This is a genomic window from Brevibacterium gallinarum (genome assembly GCF_014836885.1).
Taxonomy (GTDB): Bacteria; Actinomycetota; Actinomycetes; order Actinomycetales; family Brevibacteriaceae; genus Brevibacterium; species Brevibacterium gallinarum.
On the sequence record NZ_JACSPY010000009.1, the window covers coordinates 21,065 to 41,165 of the forward strand.

Here is a 20,101-nt window from a genome sequence, read left to right on the forward strand (position 1 = left end):
CTCCATGTCCTTCCGCGAACCCAAGCGCGCCGAACGGCTGCGCCCACCGCGCTGGCGAGACCCCAAGCTCATCATCGGCGCGCTCATCGTCGCCGCCTCGGTCCTCGGCACCTGGTTCATCGTCAACCAGGCAGCGAACACGATGACCGTCTGGACAGCCGCCCGCCCGCTCGTGCCCGGCCATGCCATCACCGCCGATGACCTCAGCGCCACAGAGGTGCGGATGAGCGAGGCGGAGGAGCACTACCTGCCGACCAGCACGGAGATCCCCGCCGGTGCGACAGTGCTCTCCAGCATCGCACCCGGTGAACTCATCCCGGCCTCCCAGATCGGCACGGCCGACCAGCTGGCCGGCCGCGTTATCGCCCTGGAGGTGCCCGGCGGCCTGCCCGGCCAGGTCGACGCCGGGTCGACGATCGACCTGTGGGGCACTGACACCCGCATCGAAGACGGTGAACCCGAGCTCATCCTCAGCGGCGTCGCCGTCATCTCTGTCGAGCGCGACAGCGGCGGGTTCGCCGGCGCCAACAGCAACCGGATCGAGGTGTTCGTCCCCACCGACGACATCGACGCCGTGCTCTCCGCCCTGGCTGGCGAGCACCACATCTCGGTCGCCGCAGTCCCGGAGCAGGGATGAGCGCTCACCCGCCTGCGCCCATCGGCGTCATCGTCGCCGTCGACCGGGACCACGAACCGACCGTGACCGCACGGCTGAGCGAGGCACCCGATTTCACCATCGTGCGCCGGCCGGCCGATGAGGTCGAGCTGCTCGCGGCCGCCAGCGCCGGGATGGGTGCTGTCGTCGTGCTCGGCCGCGAGTTCCCCGGCCTCGACGCCGAGGTGGTCCGCCGGCTGCACGGCACCGGCGCCCGCCTGCTCGGACTCGGGGACGACGAGGAGCAGTTCCGCGCCTGGGGCGTGCGCAGCCACGTCTCACCGTGGGACCCGCCCGAGGTGTTCCTCGCCGCCGTGCGCGACTGCGCCCAGTCACTGGCCGTCCCGCCGCGGCCTGCCGCACCGCCGCAGGCTGCGCAGACCCGCGAACCCGGCCCCGTCATCGCCGTGTGGGGGACCGGTTCAGCCCCGGGCCGATCGACAGTGGCCGCCGGACTGGCGCATCTGCTCAGCAGCCACGGCACCTCCGTCGTCCTCATCGACGCCGACACCGTCACCGCCGGACAGGCGGCCATGCTCGGCATCGTCGACGATGCCCCGCAGCTGGCCGCGCTGTGCCGCCGGGCTGCCAGCGGCGTCCTCACACCGGAGCTGTTCAGTCGGCACCTGACGGCGATCAGCCCGCGCCTGCACCTGGTCACCGGCCTCAGCCGCGCCAGCCGCTGGCCGGAAGTCCGACCGGCGCTGCTGAGCACCATCCTCGATGCCGCGGCCGCCACCGCTGACGTCGTCATCGTCGACATCGCCGATCGCATCGACCCCGATGACGAGTTCGCCGACCCGCACTACGACAGGCACGCCGCCACACGGGCGGTCCTCGAACGCGCCGATCACACGCTGCTCATCGCCCAGGCCGATCCGCTGGGGATCCAGCGGCTGGTGAGGCTGCTGGAGACCGAGCGGGGAGAAGCGCTGCGCGAGAGCGCCACGATCGTGATGAACAAGGCGCGTGCCTCAGCCGTCGGAGCTGACCCGCAGACAGCGATCGACGCGACACTGTCCCGGTTCCTCGGACTCGGCGGCTGCCATTACCTGCCCGATGACCGGGCGAATGTCGACGCCGCGGTGCTCGCCGGGCAGGCGATCACCGAACATGCTCCGCGCAGCCCGCTCAGCCGGGCTCTCGGCGAGCTCGCTGCGGCCCTGCCCGGGCTGCCCGAGCCGCAGCTGCGGCGCCGCGACCGCAGCTCGAAGCCCACGGCAGCGCGTCGGGTTCGCCTTCCGCGGCTGCGCCGGAGGACAATGACCACATGAGCTCCTATGTGCGCGCATACGTCCCCGTGACCTCTCACCATCTCGTCTCCGCCTGGCCGGCGATCACCGATGTGCTCGCCTTCGCCCCTGATGCCAATGGGCGCGCACTGCGCTCCGATGCCGGTGAAGAAGCCGAATTCACCGCACAGATGACAGCCGCCGAGGCGTGCCTCGACGAAGTGCTGCGCACCGGCGGTTCGCGTGTCGTCATCGCCTGCGACATCCCGGCACTCGGCACCCAGGTCCGCTCCGTCGGGGCCGGTCTGGAGGCCTTCGGCCCGCTCAGCCTCGACCCGAGCCGGGTCGTGAGCTTCCACATCGACGATCCCGAGGTCGTCGCCGGCCTCCCGGAGGACCAGGAGGCGGCGGCTGCGCTGCTGCGGTCCTCGCCGCTGCTGTGGTTCGACTCCTCAGAGGTCGGCGATCTCCTCGAGGCGTTCGCCCAGCAGCCGCTCGACGGTCGGGGCGATCGCGGCCTCGACAGCTGAGCCGAACAGCGGGATCGACGAGGACACCTCGGCGACCACCGCGATCTCGGTGCCCGAACCGCTGACATCGGCCGGATCGAGTGCGGTGAAGTCGATGACGGCACTGACAGCCACCGGCACCCCGGGCACCTCAGTCGACTGCTGGGCCCGGGCAGACGACGCCTCGGCAGCCGTCGCCGGCAGTGAGAAGTCCTGTTCGATGCGCGCCGTGTCCGGCAGGAACCGGCGCGCGGAGTCCGGCACCTCGTCAGCCGGCAGCGGTGCCGAGGTGCGCACCTGCAGACCCTCGGCGACCGAACCGGTGACGGTCGCCTCGGCGGTGGCATGCTCCCACATCTCACGGGACTCCAGGCGGGCGAGAATGCGGTGCAACGGGGCGGTCGAACGGCGCTGTGCGGTGATCGTCTTCATGGTTTCAGTCTGCCATGTCGGGCACTGGCGAGCCGACCCGGCTGCGGGCATGAAAACCGCCCCATTCGCGGTTAGGGTAGAGGCGGGCAGCGAGGACGCTGCCCATCGCCTCATGTACTGACCAATGAAAAGGTGACATAGTGACCGAGGTCCGCTCGACCGAGATTGCACAAGCGTGGACAGACCTGACGGGATCGATTCCTCCCGCCGACCTCATCCCCGCGTACTTCCCCCGCATCAGCGACGCCGAGTATGAGACCTACGGGCCCAAAGCCCTCGCCGCCTCGGCCGCCCGGCACTACGGCGTCGCCCGCGGCTTCGACGGCACCACCCCCGTCGTCTCGCTGACCAACCCATCAGCCAGCGACGCCGACTACGCCGGCAACCGCACCGTCATCAACATCGTGCTGCCCGACACGCGCTACACGCTCTCGTCGATCATCTCCGATCTGACCGGCGCCGGGCACAACATCCGCGCCGTGCGACACCCGATCATCGTCACCGAACGCACCGACGGCCAGCTGCGCATCGTGCCGGCCGGGGAACTCTCACGCACCACCACCTCGACCTCGGCGCTGCCGACCATCACCCCGGGGATGTCGTCGACGACCCGGGCGAAGGAATCCTGGGTTCGCCTGGAGATCGACCAGGTCGCCGAAGAGCAGTTCGACGAGCTGCGCGCCCAGATCGCCCGCGTCCTCGAATACGTCATCGCCGCCGAAGCCGACCGCGAGCAGATGCGCGCCCGCGCCCATGAACTGGCCGAACAGCTGCGCAGCACCCCGCCGCGGCCCGAGCTGGCCGACGAGGCCGCCGAATCCGCCGAGCTGCTCGACTGGCTCTCCGGCCGGTTCGCGTTCCTCGGCTACCGTGAGTACTCGCTCGACACCACCGGCGAGGAACTCGCCCTGCACCCGATCGAGGGCACCGCGATGGGCATCTCCTCGCTGCGCCCGACCCGGTCCTCGCAGCTGTCGAAGAACGTCGCCGCCCGCGCCGAAGAGCCGCGCGTGCTCGTGCTGACGAAGGCGAACTCGCGCTCGCACGTCATCCGCCGCAGCTACCTCGACTACCTCGGCGTCAAGACCTACGACGAGCACGGGACGATCGTCGGTGAGCGCCGCTTCGTCGGTCTCTACACCTCGGGCATGTACAACGCCTCGGTCCTCGACATTCCGGTGATCCGGCAGAAGGTCGCCTGGATCCTGCGCGAATCCGGCGTCGAACGCGACACCCACTCCGGTGACGAGCTGCTCTCGATCCTGGAGACCTACCCGCGCGATGATCTCTTCCACGCCGATGTCGAGGAGATCTTCGAGGTCGTCATGCAGGTCCTCGACCTCAAGGAGAAGCGCGAATCCCGGGTGTTCATCCGCCGCGACCCGTATGCGCGCTACGTCTCCGTGCTCGTCTATGTGCCGCGGGATCTCTACGACACCGAATCGCGCCTGCGGGTGGAGAAGGCGCTGCGCGAGGCCTACGCCGCCGACACCGTCGATTTCGATGTGCTGCTCAGTGAGTCGGCGCTCGCCCGGCTGCACTTCGTCGCCCGGGTCCCGCGCAACATCAGCCTCCCGGAGGTCGACGCGGACACGGTGTCCGAGCGGATCACCAGCGCGCTGCGGTCCTGGTCCGAAGACGTCTGGGAGTACCTCGCTCCGCACAACGCCCGCCACACCGCAGCAGAGCTCGACCGGGCACGCACCTGGTCGGAGGCGTTCCCGCCGTCCTACATCGAATACAACACCCCGCAGGACGCCGTCGAGGACATCGCGCTGTTCGAAAAGCACGACAGCGACGACGAACCGCTCGTCAAGATGGTCCGGCCCAAAGGCGTGCCGCGCAGCCAGGCCCGGCTGTCGTTCTACCGGCTCAACCCGGCCGGGCTCTCGGAGATCCTGCCGTTCCTGTCGAACCTCGGCGCCTCCGTGCTCGACGAGCGGCCCTACGAGATCGACCTGCCCGACGGCAGCAGCCGCTACATCTACGATTTCGGTCTCGAGTTCGAAGACGAGATCTCCTCGCAGGACTTCGAGCGGATCGAAGAGGCCTTCGCCGCCGGCTGGAAGGGGCTGCGCGAGACCGGCAGCATGGACCGGCTCATCGTCGCCGGCCTGCCGTGGCAGGACCTCGCCGTGCTGCGCGCCTTTACCCACTACCTGCGCCAGGCCGGCTTCTCCTACTCCGACAAGTACCTCGGCTCCGTGTTCACCTCCAACCCGGACCTCTCGGCGCTGCTGCTCGGCTACTTCCACGCGAAGTTCGACCCGGACCTCACCCCGGCAGTCGGCACGCGCGACGAGCACATCTCCCAGATCCACGACCGCATCGAGCAGGCGCTGTCCGAGGTCACCAGCCTCGACGCCGACCGCGTGCTGCGCGCAGTGCTCTCACTCATCGACGCCACCGTGCGCACCAACGTCTTCCAGCCCGAAGACGGCTCGCTGCCGCGGGCGGCGGTGTACAAGATCCTGCCCCCGCAGCTCGACTTCGTGCCCAAGCCGAAGCCGGCCTACGAGATGTGGGTGTACTCACCCGAGGTCGAAGGCGTGCACCTGCGCTTCGGCAAGGTCGCCCGCGGCGGCCTGCGCTGGTCGGATCGCCGCGATGACTTCCGCACCGAGGTGCTCGGACTCGTCAAGGCGCAGATGGTGAAGAACGCGCTCATCGTGCCCACCGGCGCCAAGGGCGGATTCGTGCCCAAGCAGCTGCCGGACCCGGCACAGGACCGCGACGCGTGGCAGGCCGCCGGACAGGCCGCCTACGAGGTGTTCATCAACGCTCTGCTCGATGTCACCGACAACCTCGAATACACCCCCGAGGGCAACGTCGTCGTCCATCCCGAGCGCACCGTCATCCACGATGACGACGACTCCTACCTCGTCGTCGCCGCCGACAAGGGCACCGCCCGGTTCTCCGACGTCGCCAACGGGATCGCCACCAGCCGCGGCTTCTGGCTCGGCGACGCGTTCGCCTCCGGCGGCTCGGTCGGCTACGACCACAAGGCGATGGCGATCACTTCGCGCGGTGCGTGGAAGTCCGTCGAACGACACTTCCGCGAACTCGGCGTCAACACCGCCACCGACGACTTCACCGTCGTGGGCATCGGCGACATGAGCGGTGACGTGTTCGGCAACGGCATGCAGCGCAGCGAGCACATCAAGCTCGTCGCCGCCTTCGACCACCGCGACATCTTCATCGACCCGGACCCGGATCCGGCCCAGTCGTTCGCCGAGCGGCGGCGGCTCTTCGAGCTGCCGCGCTCGTCGTGGCAGGACTACGACCCGGAGCTCATCTCCGCCGGCGGCGGCGTCTACTCCCGCTCGTCGAAGTCGGTGAGGCTGAGCGAACAGGCCGCCAAGCGGCTCGGCATGAGCCCCGGCCAGTACCGGCCCAACGACCTCATCCGCGGCATCCTGACCGCACCGGTCGATCTGCTCTACAACGGCGGCATCGGCACCTACATCAAGTCCTCGCAGGAGACCGCCGCCGACGTCGGCGACAAGGCCAACGATGCGATCCGCGTCGACGGCGCCGACCTGCGCGTGCGCGTCGTCGGGGAGGGCGGCAACCTCGGCGCCACCCAGCTCGGCCGCGTCGAGGCGGCACTCGGCGGCGTCAAGATCAACACCGATGCCGTCGACAACTCCGCCGGAGTCGACTCCTCTGACCAGGAAGTCAACATCAAGCTGCTGCTCGACACCCTCATCAAGAACGGGGCGTTCAGCTCCGATGAGCGCGTCGACGTGCTGCTGTCGATGACCGACGAAGTCGCCGACAAGGTGCTGGCGAACAACTACAGCCAGAACGTGCTGCTCGGCGAGGCCCGCGACGGCGCCGACGTCATGTCCGGCACCCACCGGCGCCTCATGCGCTACCTGGAGAGGAACGCCGACCTCGACCGGGCTGTCGAGTTCCTGCCGACGACCAAGCAGCTGGCCACCCGCACCTCGACTGGAGGCGGTCTGACCTCGCCTGAACTGGCCGTGCTGCTGGCCTACGTCAAGATGAACGCCGCTGATGAGATCCTCGACAGCGATGTGCCGGATGAGGAGTGGACGAACGAGCACCTGCTCGCCTACTTCCCGCCCAGCCTGGCCGAGCGCTTCGGCGAGCACTTCGCCGAGCATCCGCTGCGCCGCCAGATCGCCACCGCACGCCTGGTCAACCGGATGGTCGACCGCGGCGGGCTGACGTACATCTTCCGGATGGTCGAGGAGACCGGTGCGACGATCCCGCAGATCGCCCGCGTCTTCACCGTCGTCAGCGAGATCTTCGACCTCGACAGCCACTTCGACGACATCTGCGCACTCGACAACATCGTCGACTCCAGCGTCCAGGTCAGGCTGCAGCACGGCTACGTGCGGCTGCTCGACCGCGCCTCCCGGTGGCTGGTCCACCAGGCACCGACGCACCTCGACGTGCCCTCGGGCATCGAACGCTACGGTTCGATCCTCGAACAGCTGCGCCCGCGGGTCCCGCAGCTGCTCGAAGGCACCGATGCCCGGGAGCTGGAGTCCAACGCCCAGTCCCTCATCGCCGAAGGCGTGCCGGAGGCGGTCGCCTACCGTGCTGCAGCGCTGCTCGATGAGTTCGCCCTGCTCGACGTCGCACAGATCGCCAACCGGCTCAGCATCCACGGCGAGGACGTCGCCGAGGTGTACTACCAGGTCACCGACCTGCTCTCGGGTGCCGAGCTGCTCCAGCTCATCGGTGAACTCGACCGCTCCGACCGCTGGTCGGCGCTGGCCCGCGGTGCGATGCGCGATGACTACTACCAGGCTGTCTTCGCCGTTGTGCTCACTGTGCTCTCGGCAACTGAGGCGGAGGGTGCGACGCCGGCGGAGCGCGCCCAGCGCCGCATCGCCCAGTGGCGTGAGAACAACGAGGCAGCGCTGAGCCAGGTGCTCGAGACGATCGATGAGATCCGCCAGCTCGACACCGTCACCCAGACGCCGCTGTCGGTGCTGCTGCGCATGATGCGCGGCATCGTCCGCTCGACCGTCTGGCAGTCGGAGGAGAGCTGAGACCGGGGGAGCAGACGATGCACCCGCACAGCGACATCGACGCCACCGAGGACTTCACCGACAAGCGGGACCTCGAGTGGCTCCACACCCTCGTCGGCGACTGGCAGCTGCTGGCTGACCTGTCGTTCGCCGACCTGCTGCTGTGGGTTCCCGCCACCGAGGCGCCGGGCCGGTTCCGGGTGGCCGCTCACTGCCGGCCGACGACCGGTGCGACAGCCTACCCTGAGGACGTCGTGGGGCTCATCAGCGCCGGCATCGAAACGGAGCTGATGCACCAGGCGTGGGAGAGCCAGGAGATCATCATCGCCCCCGGCGAGGATGAGCTGAATGACGCCCACGCACCGATCGCCGGTGCCGAGGTGGTGCCGGTCATGCGCGAGGGCCGGATCATCGCCGTGCTCACCCGGCACACCGAGGAGCTGCGCCGCAGCGTGTCCTCGCGGCTGGAGCGCAACTACCGGGCATGCGCCTCGATGCTGCTGACGATGATCGCCGAGGGCGACTACCCCAACCTCGACGATGATGCCGCCGGCCACCACGGCGACTCCCGGGTCGGTGACGGGATCGTCGTGCTCAACCGCGAGGGACGGGTGCGCTATGCCTCACCCAACGGCATCTCCGTGCTCCACCGCCTCGGCCACGACGACGAGCTGGAGGGCCGCTACCTCAACGAGGTCGTCGCCGGTCTCGTCGAGCAGCTCCGGCCGGTCGACGAGACCCTGCCGGTCGTGCTCACCGGTCGTGCACCGTGGAGCACCGAAGTCGAATCCGGCAGCGTCATCGTGACCCTGCGCGCGATCCCGTTCACCCGTGCCGGCAACCGGATCGGTGCGGCGATCCTGCTGCGCGATGTCTCCGAGATCCGCCGCCGGGACCGGCAGCTGCTCGGCCGCGACGCGATGATCCGCGAGATGCACCATCGGGTGAAGAACAACCTGCAGACGGTCGCGGCACTCCTGCGCCTGCAGACCCGCCGCATCTCATCGGCTGAGGCGAAGGGTGCGCTGGAGGAGGCGACGCGCCGTGTGGCGATCATCGCCGTCGTCCACGATGTGCTCAGCCAGGGCCTCGACAGCGAGGTCGACTTCGATGAGATCGTCGACAAAGGCCTCAAGCTCACTCCCGAGCTCGCCAGCCCGCACGTCGAGATCACCCTGCAGCGCACCGGCAGCTTCGGCAAGATCTCCTCAGTCGATGCGACGTCCCTGGCGCTGGCGCTCACCGAGCTGGTCACCAATGCCGTCGAGCACGGCTTCCCGCTCGATCTCAAGAAGCCGGAGACCGATGAGCGTCTGCAGGCCACCGTGTGGGTCGAACCCGAACGCGTCGGCGATCGGCTGCGTGTCACCGTCGCCGATGACGGCGTCGGCCTGCCGGAGAATCAGGGCCCCGGCACCGGACTCGGCACCCAGATCGTCAAGACCCTCGTCTCCACCGACCTGGGCGGGGAGATCAACTGGCGGGCCCGTGAAGGAGGCGGCACGGAAGTCATCATCGACGTGCCGCTCGGCCGCGACCGCTGAAGCACGGCAGGACAGCGGCAGAGCGGTCCGACATCTCTGCCCGGCTGCAGCCGGCTGCCTGTCTCGCGTGACGATGAGCAGGCAGCGCATCCTGGACACGCCGCAGCGCCCACCGGCGATGCACGGCGGGCGCTGCTGTGATGTCTGTGGTGTGCCGGTGCGCTGACCGGCGGGCTGTGAGTCAGCCGGCGCGGCGGGCGCGCGCAGCGCGGCGCTTGAGGGCGCGGCGCTCATCTTCGCTCATACCGCCCCAGACTCCGGCATCCTGGCCGGATTCGAGTGCCCATTGCAGGCAGATCTCGGCGACTTCGCAGCGGCGGCAGACACTTTTGGCCTCTTCGATCTGCAGGAGCGCAGGGCCGGTGTTGCCGATGGGGAAGAAGAGTTCGGGATCCTCATTGAGGCAAGCCGCGCGATGGCGCCAATCCATGGTGTCCTTTCCTGGAGCGGAGGTCGCCGGAGCCCGGGGAGTTGGTGGGCCCAGATCGGCACACAGCAGGCTGGCGACAGCAAGTGGTCGCTATGTCAACCAGGTTCACATATGAGACAGGACAGCACAAGAGGGTCGAAGTGTGAAATCACCGACAATCTTTTATTCTGCGCGCTCTCAAGCGGCATCGCAAATCGATCGTCACCCTTGCCCGCTGCGCACCGGTCTGCTTGGCTGAGGACATGGAGAACATCAGCGACCTGCGCATCATTGCCATCGGCGACCTCAAGCCGCAGATCCACCCGACGGCCTTCGTCGCACCCGGCGTCACGCTCATCGGCGACGTCCGCCTCGGGCCCGGCAGCAGCGTCTTCTACGGCACCGTGCTGCGCGCCGAATCGAGCCCCATCACAATCGGTGAGGGAACCAATGTGCAGGACAACTCCGTCATGCACTCCGACCCCGGCCGGCCGGTCACTGTCGGCGCCCGCGTGTCCGTCGGCCATCGCGCGCTCGTGCACGGCTGCACGGTCGGCGACGACTGCCTCATCGGCATGGGCGCAACCCTGCTCAACGAATGCGTCATCGGCTCCGAGACGCTCGTGGCCGCAGGCGCTCTCGTCCTCGAAGGCATGGAGGTCCCCTCCGGCTCCCTGGTGGCAGGGATGCCGGCGAAGGTGCGCCGCGAGCTGACCGCTGAGAACATCGAGCACATCCGCACCAACGCCGCCTCCTACTCCGAACTGTCGGCCGCACACCGCGAACACGGCCGCATCGTACGTCCCGCAGACGTGCTCACCGAGACGATCGGCTGAACCCGCTTCCCCTTCCCGGTGAATGTAGGTTGTCCACGCCTTCCTAGCCGCCGGTCGCGCCGTTGGGCATGATGGTGATATGGCTCTCATCCGTGCTCTTCGCCGCTACCCTCTGGCCGGGCTGGCCGTCGTCGCCTTGGCGACGACGCTCATCCTGCTCGCCGTTGGGCTGCCCGGTGCCGCCCAGATCCTGGCGACGACCGTCATCGGCATCGTCGTCCTCCTCACCGCCTGGGACATGGTCAAGGACATCATGGCCGGCAAGTGGGGTCTCGACATCCTCGCCGTCGTCGCGATGGTCGCCACCGTGCTCGTCGGCGAGTACGTCGCCGGCCTCATCATCGTGCTCATGCTCACCGGCGGTGAGGCGCTCGAGGAGATGGCCGCAGGCCGGGCCGGGCGCGAACTCGATGCGCTCATCAGCCGCGCCCCGCAGTTCGCCAACCGGGAGGGTGCTGACGGCCAGCTGACCCAGATCCCGGTCGACGAGGTGGCCATCGGAGACATCCTCGTCGTCCGGCCGAATGAGACGCTGCCGGTCGACGGCACCCTGCTCGGTGCATCGGCGACCATCGACGCCTCGGCGATGACCGGCGAACCGCTGCCGGTGACCTTCAGGACAGGCGACACCCTCGCCTCGGGCACGGTGAACGAGACCCGCGCCTTCCGCATGCAGGCGACCGCCACCTCGGCGGACTCCCAGTACGGTTCGATCGTCAGGCTCGTGCGCGAGGCCGTCGAATCCCAGGCCCCGATGGTGCGCCTGGCCGACCGCTATGCGGTGCCGTTCACGATCGTGTCCCTGGCGATCGCCGCCTTCGCCTGGTTCATCAGCGGCAACCCCACCCGGTTCGCCGAGGTCCTCGTCGTCGCCACCCCCTGCCCGCTGCTCATCGCCGCCCCGGTCGCGTTCATGGGCGGGATGAGCCGGGCCGCGCAGATCGGCGTCATCATCAAGAACGGCGGCGCGCTCGAAACGCTCGCCCGCGTGCGTTCTGCCGCACTCGACAAGACCGGCACGCTCACCCGCGGCAACCCCGAGGTCCGCCGCGTCATCCCCGGCACCCACAGCGCAGACGAGCTCATCGCCCTGGCCGCAGCGGCCGAGCAGTTCTCACTGCACGCCTTCGCCCAGTCGATCGGGCAGGTGGCAGCCGAGCGCGGGCTGACCCTGCCCGAGGTGACAGGCGCTGACGAGACCGCGACCAACGGGGTGCGCGCCCTCCTGGCCGACGGCACCGAGGTGCGGGTCGGCAAGATCACCTACATCGAAGAGGTCGCAGGCCCCCTCGAACCGGCTCAGCTGGCACCAGGGGAGACCTTCGTCTACGTCTCCCACGGCAGCGACTTAGCCGGCATCATCATCCTCGCCGATGAGCTGCGCGCCACCGCCGCCGGCACCGTCGCCCGCCTGCACGAGCTCGGCGTCACCGACATCGCGATGCTCACCGGCGACAACGCCGCCACCGCCCGCGCGATCGCCGGCACGGTCGGCATCGACGAGGTCGAAGCCGGCTGCACCCCGCAGACGAAGGTCGAGCACCTCGCTGCGATGCGCAACCGGCCGGTGCTCATGGTCGGCGACGGCGTCAACGACGCCCCAGTGCTCGCTGCCGCCGACGTCGGCATCGCGCTCGGTGCGCGTGGGGCGAGTGCCGCCAGCGAATCGGCCTCGGCGGTCATCACCCAGGACGACATCGCCAACGTCGCCTACGTCATCGAGATCTCCCAGCGCACCGTGCGCATCGCCCTGCAGAGCATCTGGCTGGGCATCGCGATCTCGATCGGGCTCATGATCGTGGCAGCCCTCGGCTATCTGCCGGCCGTCGTCGGTGCGATCCTGCAGGAAGGCGTCGACCTCGTCGCGATCCTCGGCGCCCTGCGGGCGCTGCGCGTGAGCCACACGCCCGTGCCCGAGGCGGTCGAGACTCCCGCGGCCCGCCAGGCCGCTTAGGGGACCGGCCGGCTCAGCCACTAGGATGGACAGCGAACGACAGGGGCGGCCGCAGCGCCGCCGCTGTCATGCCATCGACTTGCCTGCCGCTGAGAGAATGAGACTGTGAAGAACGTACTTGATCCCTCCCAGAACCGTGTCGTCATCATCGGCGGTGGTCCCGGCGGCTACGAGGCCGCGCTGGTGGCCGGTCAGCTCGGCGCCGATGTCATGCTCATCGAGCGCAACCGCTGCGGCGGGTCTGCGGTGCTGACCGACGTCGTGCCGTCGAAGACGCTCATCGCCACTGCCGAGCTCATGGGCCAGATCGAGGTCTCCGGACCACTGGGCATCCACCTGCGCGGCACCGAGGACGGCGAGACCTCCGCGATCGAACGCGGTGCCGCCCGAGCCGACCTCGACACCATCAACAAGCGGATCAAGCACCTGGCCAACGCCCAGGCCACCGACATCTACGACGGACTGGTGGCCGCCGGCGTCAAGGCGATCAAGGGCACGGCCCGGATGTCGGGCCGGCACACCGTCCACGTCGTCGAGGAGGAGGGCAATGAGTACGAACTCGAAGCCGATGTCGTCCTCATCTGCGTCGGCGCGCACCCGCGCGAGCTGCCGAGCGCCCAGCCCGACGGAGAGCGGATCCTGACGTGGACGCAGCTCTACGACCTCGATGAGCTGCCTGAGCACCTCGTCGTCGTCGGCTCCGGTGTCACCGGTGCGGAGTTCGCCTCGGCCTACCATTCCCTCGGTTCGAAGGTCACGCTCGTGTCCTCCCGGGACCGGGTGCTGCCCGGTGAGGACAAGGACGCTGCCGATGTGCTGGAGAAGGCGTTCCGCTCCCGCGGCATGAACGTGCTCTCCCGTTCGCGTGCCGAATCGGTCACCCGCACCGACGACGGTGTGCTCGTCACCCTTGATGACGGCCGCAAGGTCAACGCCAGCCACTGCCTCATGGCCGTCGGCTCGATCCCGAACACCAAGGACCTCGGTCTCGAATCGGCCGGCGTGCAGCTGGAGGACTCCGGGCACATCGTCGTCGACGGGGTCTCGCGCACCTCCCGGCCGGGCATCTACGCCGCCGGCGACTGCACCTCGGTCATGCCGCTGGCGTCGGTGGCCGCGATGCAGGGCCGGATCGCGATGTGGCACGCCCTCGGCGATGCCGTCGCCCCGCTCAAGCTGCGCAATGTCGCCTCGAACATCTTCACCAGCCCGGAGATCGCCACCGTCGGCTTCTCCCAGAAGGACTTCGAGGAGGACCGCAAGGAGATCGAATGCGTCACCCAGCCGCTGAGCACGAACGCACGGGCGAAGATGCAGGAGATCAGCGACGGCTTCGTCAAGATCTTCTCCCGCCGCGGCTCCGGTTCGATCCTCGGCGGTGTCGTCGTCGGCCCGAAGGCCAGTGAACTCATCCTGCCGATCACCCTGGCAGTGGAGAACCGGCTGACCGTCGACCAGCTGGCCTCCAGCTTCACCGTCTACCCCTCGCTGTCGGGGTCCATCACCGAGGCGGCGCGCAAGCTGCATCATCACGCGAGCTGAGTCAGCCGGCGCGGTCGGCAGGCTCAGTCAGCGACCGCCGGTCAGGACCGGCGGCTGAGAACACGACTGCGGGTGCACTCGAATCGAGTGCACCCGCAACTGTGTTTCGGGGGATCGGGAGCTGGCGTCACCAGCAGCTTCACTTTCTCATGTGCACCGAGCCGGCACAATTGGACTTTGGTGCAGTCGACTACGACTTTCGTCCAGGTCTGTCTGGAGCCGGTCCGCTGATCAGCGCTTCTGCGGTGGTCAGTCCTCGAACTCGATGAGCACGGTGCCGGCCTTGACGGCCGTGCCTGCCTCGACGGCGATCGTCGACACGGTGGCCGGGCGGGTCGCTTTGAGCGGCTGCTCCATCTTCATCGCCTCGATGACGGCCAGCGTGTCACCGGTCTCGACGACAGCACCGGGCTCGACATCGACGGACACAATGGTGCCCTGCATCGGAGCTGTGAGTGCTGAGGCGCTGTCGGTGCGGCTGGAGCCGCGGCGGCGCAACCGCCCCTTGCGGGGGCGGGTGCCGGCCTGGGCCGGGCGGGCCAGCTCTGCCGGCACCTTGACCGTCAGCCGGTGGCCTTCGACCTCGACGACGATGTCGATGACGTCGCTGCCGTCCTGCGTCTGCTGTGCCATGGGATCCTCCGGATCGTCGAATGTCGGAATATATGTCTGCTGCAGCCAGTGGGTGGAGACGCTGAAGTCCTCGGCGAAGGCCGGTTCGTTCACCAGCCGCCGGTGCAGCGGCAGCAGCGTCTTGACACCGTCGAGGGTGTATTCGCTCAGTGCCCGCCGCGCGCGGGCGAGTGCGTGGGCGCGGTCCTCACCGGTGACGATGAGCTTGGCGAGCATCGGGTCGAAGTCGACACCGACCTCGATGCCGTGGTGTACGCCGGAATCGACGCGCACGCCGGGGCCGGCCGGTTCGATGTAGCGGCCGATCCGGCCGGTGGCCGGGAAGAAGTTCAGGCGCACATCCTCAGCGTTGATGCGGAACTGGATCGAGTGGCCGCGCGGGGCCGGGAACTCCTCCGGCAGTCTCTCGCCGGCGGCGATGCGCAGCTGCCAGGCGAGCAGGTCGACGCCGGTGACCTCCTCGGTCACGGTGTGCTCGACCTGGATGCGGGCGTTGACCTCCATGAAGGTCAGCGTCCCGCCCTCGCCGAGCAGGAACTCACACGTCGCGGCACCGACGTAGCCGACCTCGCTGAGGATGTCCTTCGAAGCCTGGGTGACCGTGGCGATCTGCTCGTCGGTGAGGAACGGCGCCGGGGCCTCCTCGATGATCTTCTGGTTGCGGCGCTGCAGCGTGCAGTCACGGGTTGAGGCGACGAGCACCCGGCCGCTGGCGTCGACCATGCACTGCGTCTCGATGTGGCGCGGGTTGACGATCTGCTGCTCGAGCAGGCACTCACCGCGGCCGAAAGCCGAGAGCGCCTCGCGGGAGGCCCCGGCCAGCGCGTCGGGAAGCTCAGCCGCGCTGGCAGCGGTGCGGAAACCGCGCCCGCCGCCGCCGTAGACGGCCTTGACGGCCACCGGGTAGCCGATCCGCTCGGCTACCGCGAGGGCGTCGTCGATGCCGTCGACGGCGCCATCGGAGCCCTGCGTGATCGGCGCGCCTGCCGCCTCGGCGACGGCCCGGGCACCGGACTTGTCGCCGAGCCGGTCGATGGCCTGCGGGGGAGGGCCGACCCACACGAGACCGGCATCGAGGACGGCCTGCGCGAAATCGGGGCTCTCGGCGAGATACCCGTAGCCGGGATGGACGGCATCGGCGCCGGCGCGCTGGGCGGCATCGAGCATCTTCTCGATGCTGAGGTACGTTTCGGCCGGGCCAGCGCCGTCGAGGGCCCAGGCGTCGTCGGCCAGGCGGACGAAATCGGCGTTGGCATCGGGCTTGGTGTACACGGCGACGGCTTCGAGTCCGAGGTCGTGACAGGCGCGGATGATGCGCAGCGCGATCTCACCGCGGTTGGCGATGAAGACCCGCTCGATGGGGCGGTGCTCCACGGTCGCGGAGTACTGCCGCATGGGCTCGGTCATCTGGTCTCCTGGGCATGAAACGGGTGAACGGTATCAATCTAGAGACCAGTGCCAAAGCGTTGTGGACGATCGACAAAATCGGTGGACGAAATTCTCAACCGGCTCCGGGCGCGTCGTCACCGCTGTGACCTGCGGCATCGGCTTTGACATCCCACAGCTCATGCCAGGCCAGCCCGAGTTCGCCGACCAGCGTGCGCGCCAGCGGGAGGCTGAGCCCGATGACGTTGTGGTGATCGCCTTCGATGCCGGTGACGAAGGCGCCGCCGAAGCCGTCGATCGTCAGCGCACCGGCGACCTCGAAGGGCTCGGCGGTAGCGATGTAGGCGTCGATCTCCGCATCCGACAGCGCTGCTGTGCGGATCGTCGTCGTCGCGGTGTGCGCCCGCGTGCCGGCCACCTGCCAGCCGCTGGCATGCGGGTCGAGGCGGGCGAGGAAGTGACCGGTGTGCAGGTGCGCGGTGCGCCCGCCCATCGCCTGCCACACCTCGCGCGTGCGCGCAGGCGTGTGGGGTTTGCCCACCGGCTTGCCGTCGAGTTCGAGGATCGAATCAGCGGCGATGAGCACCCGTGGGCGATCCTGCCCACCGGAGAGCAGCCCGGCGTCAGCCGTGATGCTCTCCAGGACGTCGCGGCCTTTGGCCGCGGCGAGCACGCCGGCCAGCTCCGCGACCGAGGCGGTGGGGTGCTGATCCTGGATCGCCGCCTCGTCGACGTGGGAGACGATGACCTGCGGGGTGATCCCGGCCGACGTCAGGGTCGCATACCGCGACGGGGAGCCGGAGGCGAGGATGACAGCGCTCACGGGCGGGCTCCCTCCGCACGCGGGACGGTCGCGCTGCGGGCAGCGGGCTGCTGCGGTTCGGTCTCCTCGTCCTCGGGGCGCGGCTGGCCTTCGCTCAGCTCAGCCGGCCAGTGCGGGCGGGTGTCGGGATTCTCCGCCACCTCATGCGGCAGCCCGAGGTCGACGGTGATGCGCTGGATGACGGCGGTGGCCAGCTGCGCATAGCCCAGCGGGGTGGGGAAGCGGCCGTCGGCGCGGATGAGGGACTGCTTCGTCGTGCCGGAGAGCACCGTGTTGAGCGACATCGGGATCGCCCCGGCGGAGACGGCGAGCATCCACTGGGATCCGGCGAGCACGCGTGAGGAGCGGCGCAGCTGGGTGCGCAGCGGCTGCGGGATGCCCGGCAGGCTGCCGAGATTGGGGCAGGTGAGCACGATGACGGTGTATCCGCCCTCGCGCTGCAGCCGGTTGAGCGCGGTGGTGAGCACCGGCAGGCCGATCGAACCGGTGATCGGGTGGATGACATCAGCGCTGCCCATCGCGATGACGGCATAGCGCGGCGGCTGTGCGCCGATGCGCGAGCGGCGCAGCAGCGGATCAGCCAGGATCGAGTTGACCTGCGTGAGGATGTCATCGGCGCGCGCACCGGCCTGCGCAGTCGAGCGCAGCCGCACCGGGCGGCCGGTCAGGGCTGCCAGGCCGCGGGCGATGAGCATCGCCGGGGTGCGGCGTCGTCGGCCCACGGCGATGCCGGCCAGCCAGGAGTCGCCGATGACGGCCAGCGCCGGCAGGTGCTCGGTGTCGCCGTCGACGTCCTCGAGCGCCCGGCTGTGCGGGGCACTGAGGTCGACGAGCCGGGACTGCTGGGGGACAGCGGCTGCGGCGACGTCGTCGTCGAAAGCCTGCCGCAGCCGCATCGACTGCAGCCGCATGAGCCCGTAGACACCGGCGGCGAAGGCCGTGGGCATGGCCAATCCCAGCCCCAGCGCGGTCGCGGTTCGTCGCTGCATGAACTTCCTTCCCTCGTCCCGGATGAGTCTAGTGCCTCGAACCGGAGGCAGAAGTTCGGCCCGGCTGCGCTCTGATCCAGCAGGTGAAGCGCTAAGCTGGACGTATGCCAGAGAACTCTCAGCAACGCATCCCCGGGCGGCTGCGCAACGCCTGGCAGGGATTCCGGTCCCGCCGCGAGCAGGCCGCTCAGACACCCACGGGGTCCTTCACCGCATCCCCGGCTGTCCCCGCCTATATCGAAGTGCCCGCCCATGAGCCCACCGAGGAGGAGAAGGGGCGCGGGGCCTATGAGCCCTATGTGTCCCTGCCGATGCGCCTGGCAGCCGCCTGGTCGTGGCGGTTCCTCATCGTGCTCGCCGCGATCGGCGTCGCCTACTGGCTGCTGTCGAAGATCTCCGTCATCCTGCTGCCAGCACTCATCGCACTGCTCATCACCGCGCTCATCTCCCCGTTCTCGAACTTCCTCGTTCGTCACGGCTGGAAGCGCGGGGCTGCGGCCGGTGTCACGTTCATCGGCTTCATCGTCCTGGTGCTGGGCCTGCTGACGCTCGTCGGCCAGCAGATCGTCGTCGGCATGGGCGAGCTGACCGGGCAGGTTGTGGCCGGCATCCGCTCGATCGCCGACTGGCTGCAGCACAACCCGTTCGGCATCGACTCCTCGCGGATCTCGGTGGCCATCGACGACACCCTCAACAAGGGTGTGGCGATGCTCGAAGAGCGCTCCGGCCAGATCCTCGGCGGCGTCGCCGGTGCTGCGATGTCGGTCGGCAGCTTCTTCACCGGCCTCATCCTCACCCTGTTCACCGCCTTCTTCTTCCTTTACGACGGCCGCCGGATCTTCTCCTGGTTCATCGGCATGCTCCCGCGCCGCGCCCGCGGCCGGGCTGAGGGCGCGGGCCTGCGCGGCTGGCAGTCGCTCGTGCAGTACGTCCGGGTGCAGGTCATCGTCGCCGGTGTCGATGCGATCGGCATCGGCATCGGTGCCTTCTTCATCGGCATCCCGCTCGTCTTCCCGCTCACCGTCCTCGTGTTCCTCGGCTCCTTCGTGCCGATCGTCGGTGCGGTCGTCACCGGCATCATCGCCGTCATCGTCGCGCTCGTTTCCAAGGGCCTCGTCGCGGCGATCATCATGACGCTCGTCGTGCTGGCCGTCCAGCAGCTGGAGGGCAATGTGCTCCAGCCGTTCATCATGGGCAAGGCCGTCTCCGTCCACCCGCTGGCCGTCGTGCTCGCGGTGGCCGCCGGCGCGACCCTGTACGGCATCGTCGGTGCGCTCTTCGCCGTGCCGGTCATCGCCGTGCTCAACACGATCGTCCTCTACCTCGCAGGCGAGGACGTCTACGCCAAGGACGGCAAGGCCAAACAGGAACACCAACCCGACGACGAAGACGGCACGACCTCCCCGCAGCTCGAACACGACGAAGAGGATTCGCCGCTGGCTCCCGACGTCGCCGAAGGCGACCCGACCGAGACCGCCGAGTCCACCGGCCAGGCCAAGTCCACCGGCCAGGCCAGCGGGTCGACCGCCTCGGGCGCAGGGAATGAGCGACGCACCGACGACTGAGCCTCCCGGCGCGGCACGGCTGCGGACATGACGAAGGGGCGGGCCCGCTGCATGCGGGCCCGCCCCTTCGCGTCAGCTGGGATGGCTCAGCCGGTGTAGGCCTCGACGCCGGTGACCTTGACGGTCATCTCCTTGCCGTTGGGCGCCTCGTAGCTGGCCTCGTCGCCGACCTTGCAGCCGTTGACCGCCGCGCCGAGCGGAGACTGCTCGGAGAAGACGTTGATCGAGTCGTCCATCGCGATCTCGCGTGAGCCGAGCAGGAAGCGCATCTCCTTGCCGTTCATCTTCACGACGACGATCTTGCCGGGGGCCACCTTCGTCGTGTCGGTGTCGGCCTCGCCGACCTTGGCATGGCGCAGCAGGTGCTCGAGCTGGCGGATCCGGGCCTCGTTCTTGCCCTGCTCCTCGCGAGCGGCGTGGTAGCCGCCGTTCTCGCGCAGGTCGCCCTCATCGCGGGCGGCTTCGATGCGCTCGGCGATCTCGGCGCGACCGGGCCCGCTGAGGTGCTCGAGCTCCTCGGTCAGCCGGTCGAATGCCTCCTGGCTGAGCCAGGTCTCTTCGGCTGTGGTCTCCTCGGTCATTTTCA

At 69.0% G+C, this 20,101-nt stretch carries 15 protein-coding genes; 9 read left to right on the forward strand and 6 right to left on the reverse strand.

What is annotated here, in order from left to right; all coding sequences use genetic code 11:
- Nucleotides 1–4 precede the first annotated feature (4 nt).
- The 3 genes from H9634_RS09935 to H9634_RS09945 are packed head-to-tail and all read left to right on the forward strand — an operon-like array spanning nucleotide 5 to nucleotide 2,417.
- Complete coding sequence (locus H9634_RS09935) at nucleotides 5–637, forward strand: SAF domain-containing protein (RefSeq protein WP_191726507.1); 633 nt, start codon at nucleotides 5–7, stop codon at nucleotides 635–637.
- On the forward strand, nucleotides 634–1,929 hold the full coding sequence (locus H9634_RS09940) for an AAA family ATPase (protein WP_191726508.1): 1,296 nt from the start codon (nucleotides 634–636) through the stop codon (nucleotides 1,927–1,929). The genes H9634_RS09935 and H9634_RS09940 overlap by 4 nt, the downstream gene beginning before the upstream one ends.
- Complete coding sequence (locus H9634_RS09945) at nucleotides 1,926–2,417, forward strand: DUF6912 family protein (protein ID WP_191726509.1); 492 nt, start codon at nucleotides 1,926–1,928, stop codon at nucleotides 2,415–2,417. Before H9634_RS09940 ends, H9634_RS09945 begins: the two co-directional genes overlap by 4 nt.
- Here the strand turns inward: H9634_RS09945 and H9634_RS09950 are convergent.
- The gene (locus H9634_RS09950; protein ID WP_191726510.1) at nucleotides 2,340–2,828 is read right to left on the reverse strand and encodes a DUF2505 domain-containing protein; all 489 of its coding nucleotides are present in this window, start codon (nucleotides 2,826–2,828) and stop codon (nucleotides 2,340–2,342) included. The genes H9634_RS09945 and H9634_RS09950 overlap by 78 nt on opposite strands.
- A 140-nt stretch (nucleotides 2,829–2,968) precedes the next feature.
- Between H9634_RS09950 and H9634_RS09955 the strand changes: the two genes are divergently transcribed.
- Entirely contained in the window at nucleotides 2,969–7,855 is a 4,887-nt protein-coding gene (locus H9634_RS09955) for an NAD-glutamate dehydrogenase (protein ID WP_318245072.1), read from the forward strand.
- A gap of 17 nt (nucleotides 7,856–7,872) precedes the next feature.
- The gene (locus H9634_RS09960) at nucleotides 7,873–9,378 is read left to right on the forward strand and encodes a sensor histidine kinase (RefSeq protein ID WP_191726511.1); all 1,506 of its coding nucleotides are present in this window, start codon (nucleotides 7,873–7,875) and stop codon (nucleotides 9,376–9,378) included.
- 181 nt (nucleotides 9,379–9,559) lie between these two features.
- Here the strand turns inward: H9634_RS09960 and H9634_RS09965 are convergent, their stop codons facing one another.
- Nucleotides 9,560–9,808 carry a WhiB family transcriptional regulator gene (locus tag H9634_RS09965; RefSeq protein ID WP_102162883.1) on the reverse strand — a complete coding sequence of 83 codons (249 nt, stop codon included), beginning with the start codon at nucleotides 9,806–9,808 and terminating at the stop codon, nucleotides 9,560–9,562.
- 242 nt (nucleotides 9,809–10,050) lie between these two features.
- Between H9634_RS09965 and H9634_RS09970 the strand changes: the two genes are divergently transcribed.
- The 3 genes from H9634_RS09970 (at nucleotide 10,051) to H9634_RS09980 (ending at nucleotide 14,119) form a co-directional block, all read left to right on the forward strand.
- The gene (locus H9634_RS09970) at nucleotides 10,051–10,623 is read left to right on the forward strand and encodes a gamma carbonic anhydrase family protein (protein WP_191726512.1); all 573 of its coding nucleotides are present in this window, start codon (nucleotides 10,051–10,053) and stop codon (nucleotides 10,621–10,623) included.
- A 79-nt stretch (nucleotides 10,624–10,702) separates the two neighbouring features.
- Entirely contained in the window at nucleotides 10,703–12,577 is a 1,875-nt protein-coding gene (locus H9634_RS09975) for a heavy metal translocating P-type ATPase (protein WP_191726513.1), read from the forward strand.
- Between the two features lie 105 nt (nucleotides 12,578–12,682).
- Entirely contained in the window at nucleotides 12,683–14,119 is a 1,437-nt protein-coding gene (locus H9634_RS09980) for an NAD(P)H-quinone dehydrogenase (RefSeq protein ID WP_191726514.1), read from the forward strand.
- A gap of 249 nt (nucleotides 14,120–14,368) precedes the next feature.
- On the opposite strand, the gene H9634_RS09985 is transcribed toward H9634_RS09980, so the two are convergent.
- From H9634_RS09985 to H9634_RS09995, 3 genes are all read right to left on the reverse strand, one after another.
- The gene (locus H9634_RS09985; RefSeq protein WP_191726515.1) at nucleotides 14,369–16,159 is read right to left on the reverse strand and encodes an acetyl/propionyl/methylcrotonyl-CoA carboxylase subunit alpha; all 1,791 of its coding nucleotides are present in this window, start codon (nucleotides 16,157–16,159) and stop codon (nucleotides 14,369–14,371) included.
- Nucleotides 16,160–16,253: 94 nt separating this feature from the next.
- Complete coding sequence (locus H9634_RS09990; RefSeq protein WP_191726516.1) at nucleotides 16,254–16,961, reverse strand: Maf family protein; 708 nt, start codon at nucleotides 16,959–16,961, stop codon at nucleotides 16,254–16,256.
- Nucleotides 16,958–17,950: an SGNH/GDSL hydrolase family protein gene (locus H9634_RS09995; protein WP_191726517.1), complete on the reverse strand. Its 993-nt coding sequence runs from the start codon at nucleotides 17,948–17,950 to the stop codon at nucleotides 16,958–16,960. Before H9634_RS09995 ends, H9634_RS09990 begins: the two co-directional genes overlap by 4 nt.
- Before the next feature lie 104 nt (nucleotides 17,951–18,054).
- Between H9634_RS09995 and H9634_RS10000 the strand changes: the two genes are divergently transcribed.
- Complete coding sequence (locus H9634_RS10000) at nucleotides 18,055–19,515, forward strand: AI-2E family transporter (RefSeq protein WP_191726518.1); 1,461 nt, start codon at nucleotides 18,055–18,057, stop codon at nucleotides 19,513–19,515.
- 86 nt (nucleotides 19,516–19,601) lie between these two features.
- Here H9634_RS10000 and greA read toward each other — a convergent pair whose 3' ends face one another.
- The gene (gene greA / locus H9634_RS10005) at nucleotides 19,602–20,096 is read right to left on the reverse strand and encodes a transcription elongation factor GreA (RefSeq protein WP_175294405.1); all 495 of its coding nucleotides are present in this window, start codon (nucleotides 20,094–20,096) and stop codon (nucleotides 19,602–19,604) included.
- Nucleotides 20,097–20,101: the final 5 nt, after the last annotated feature.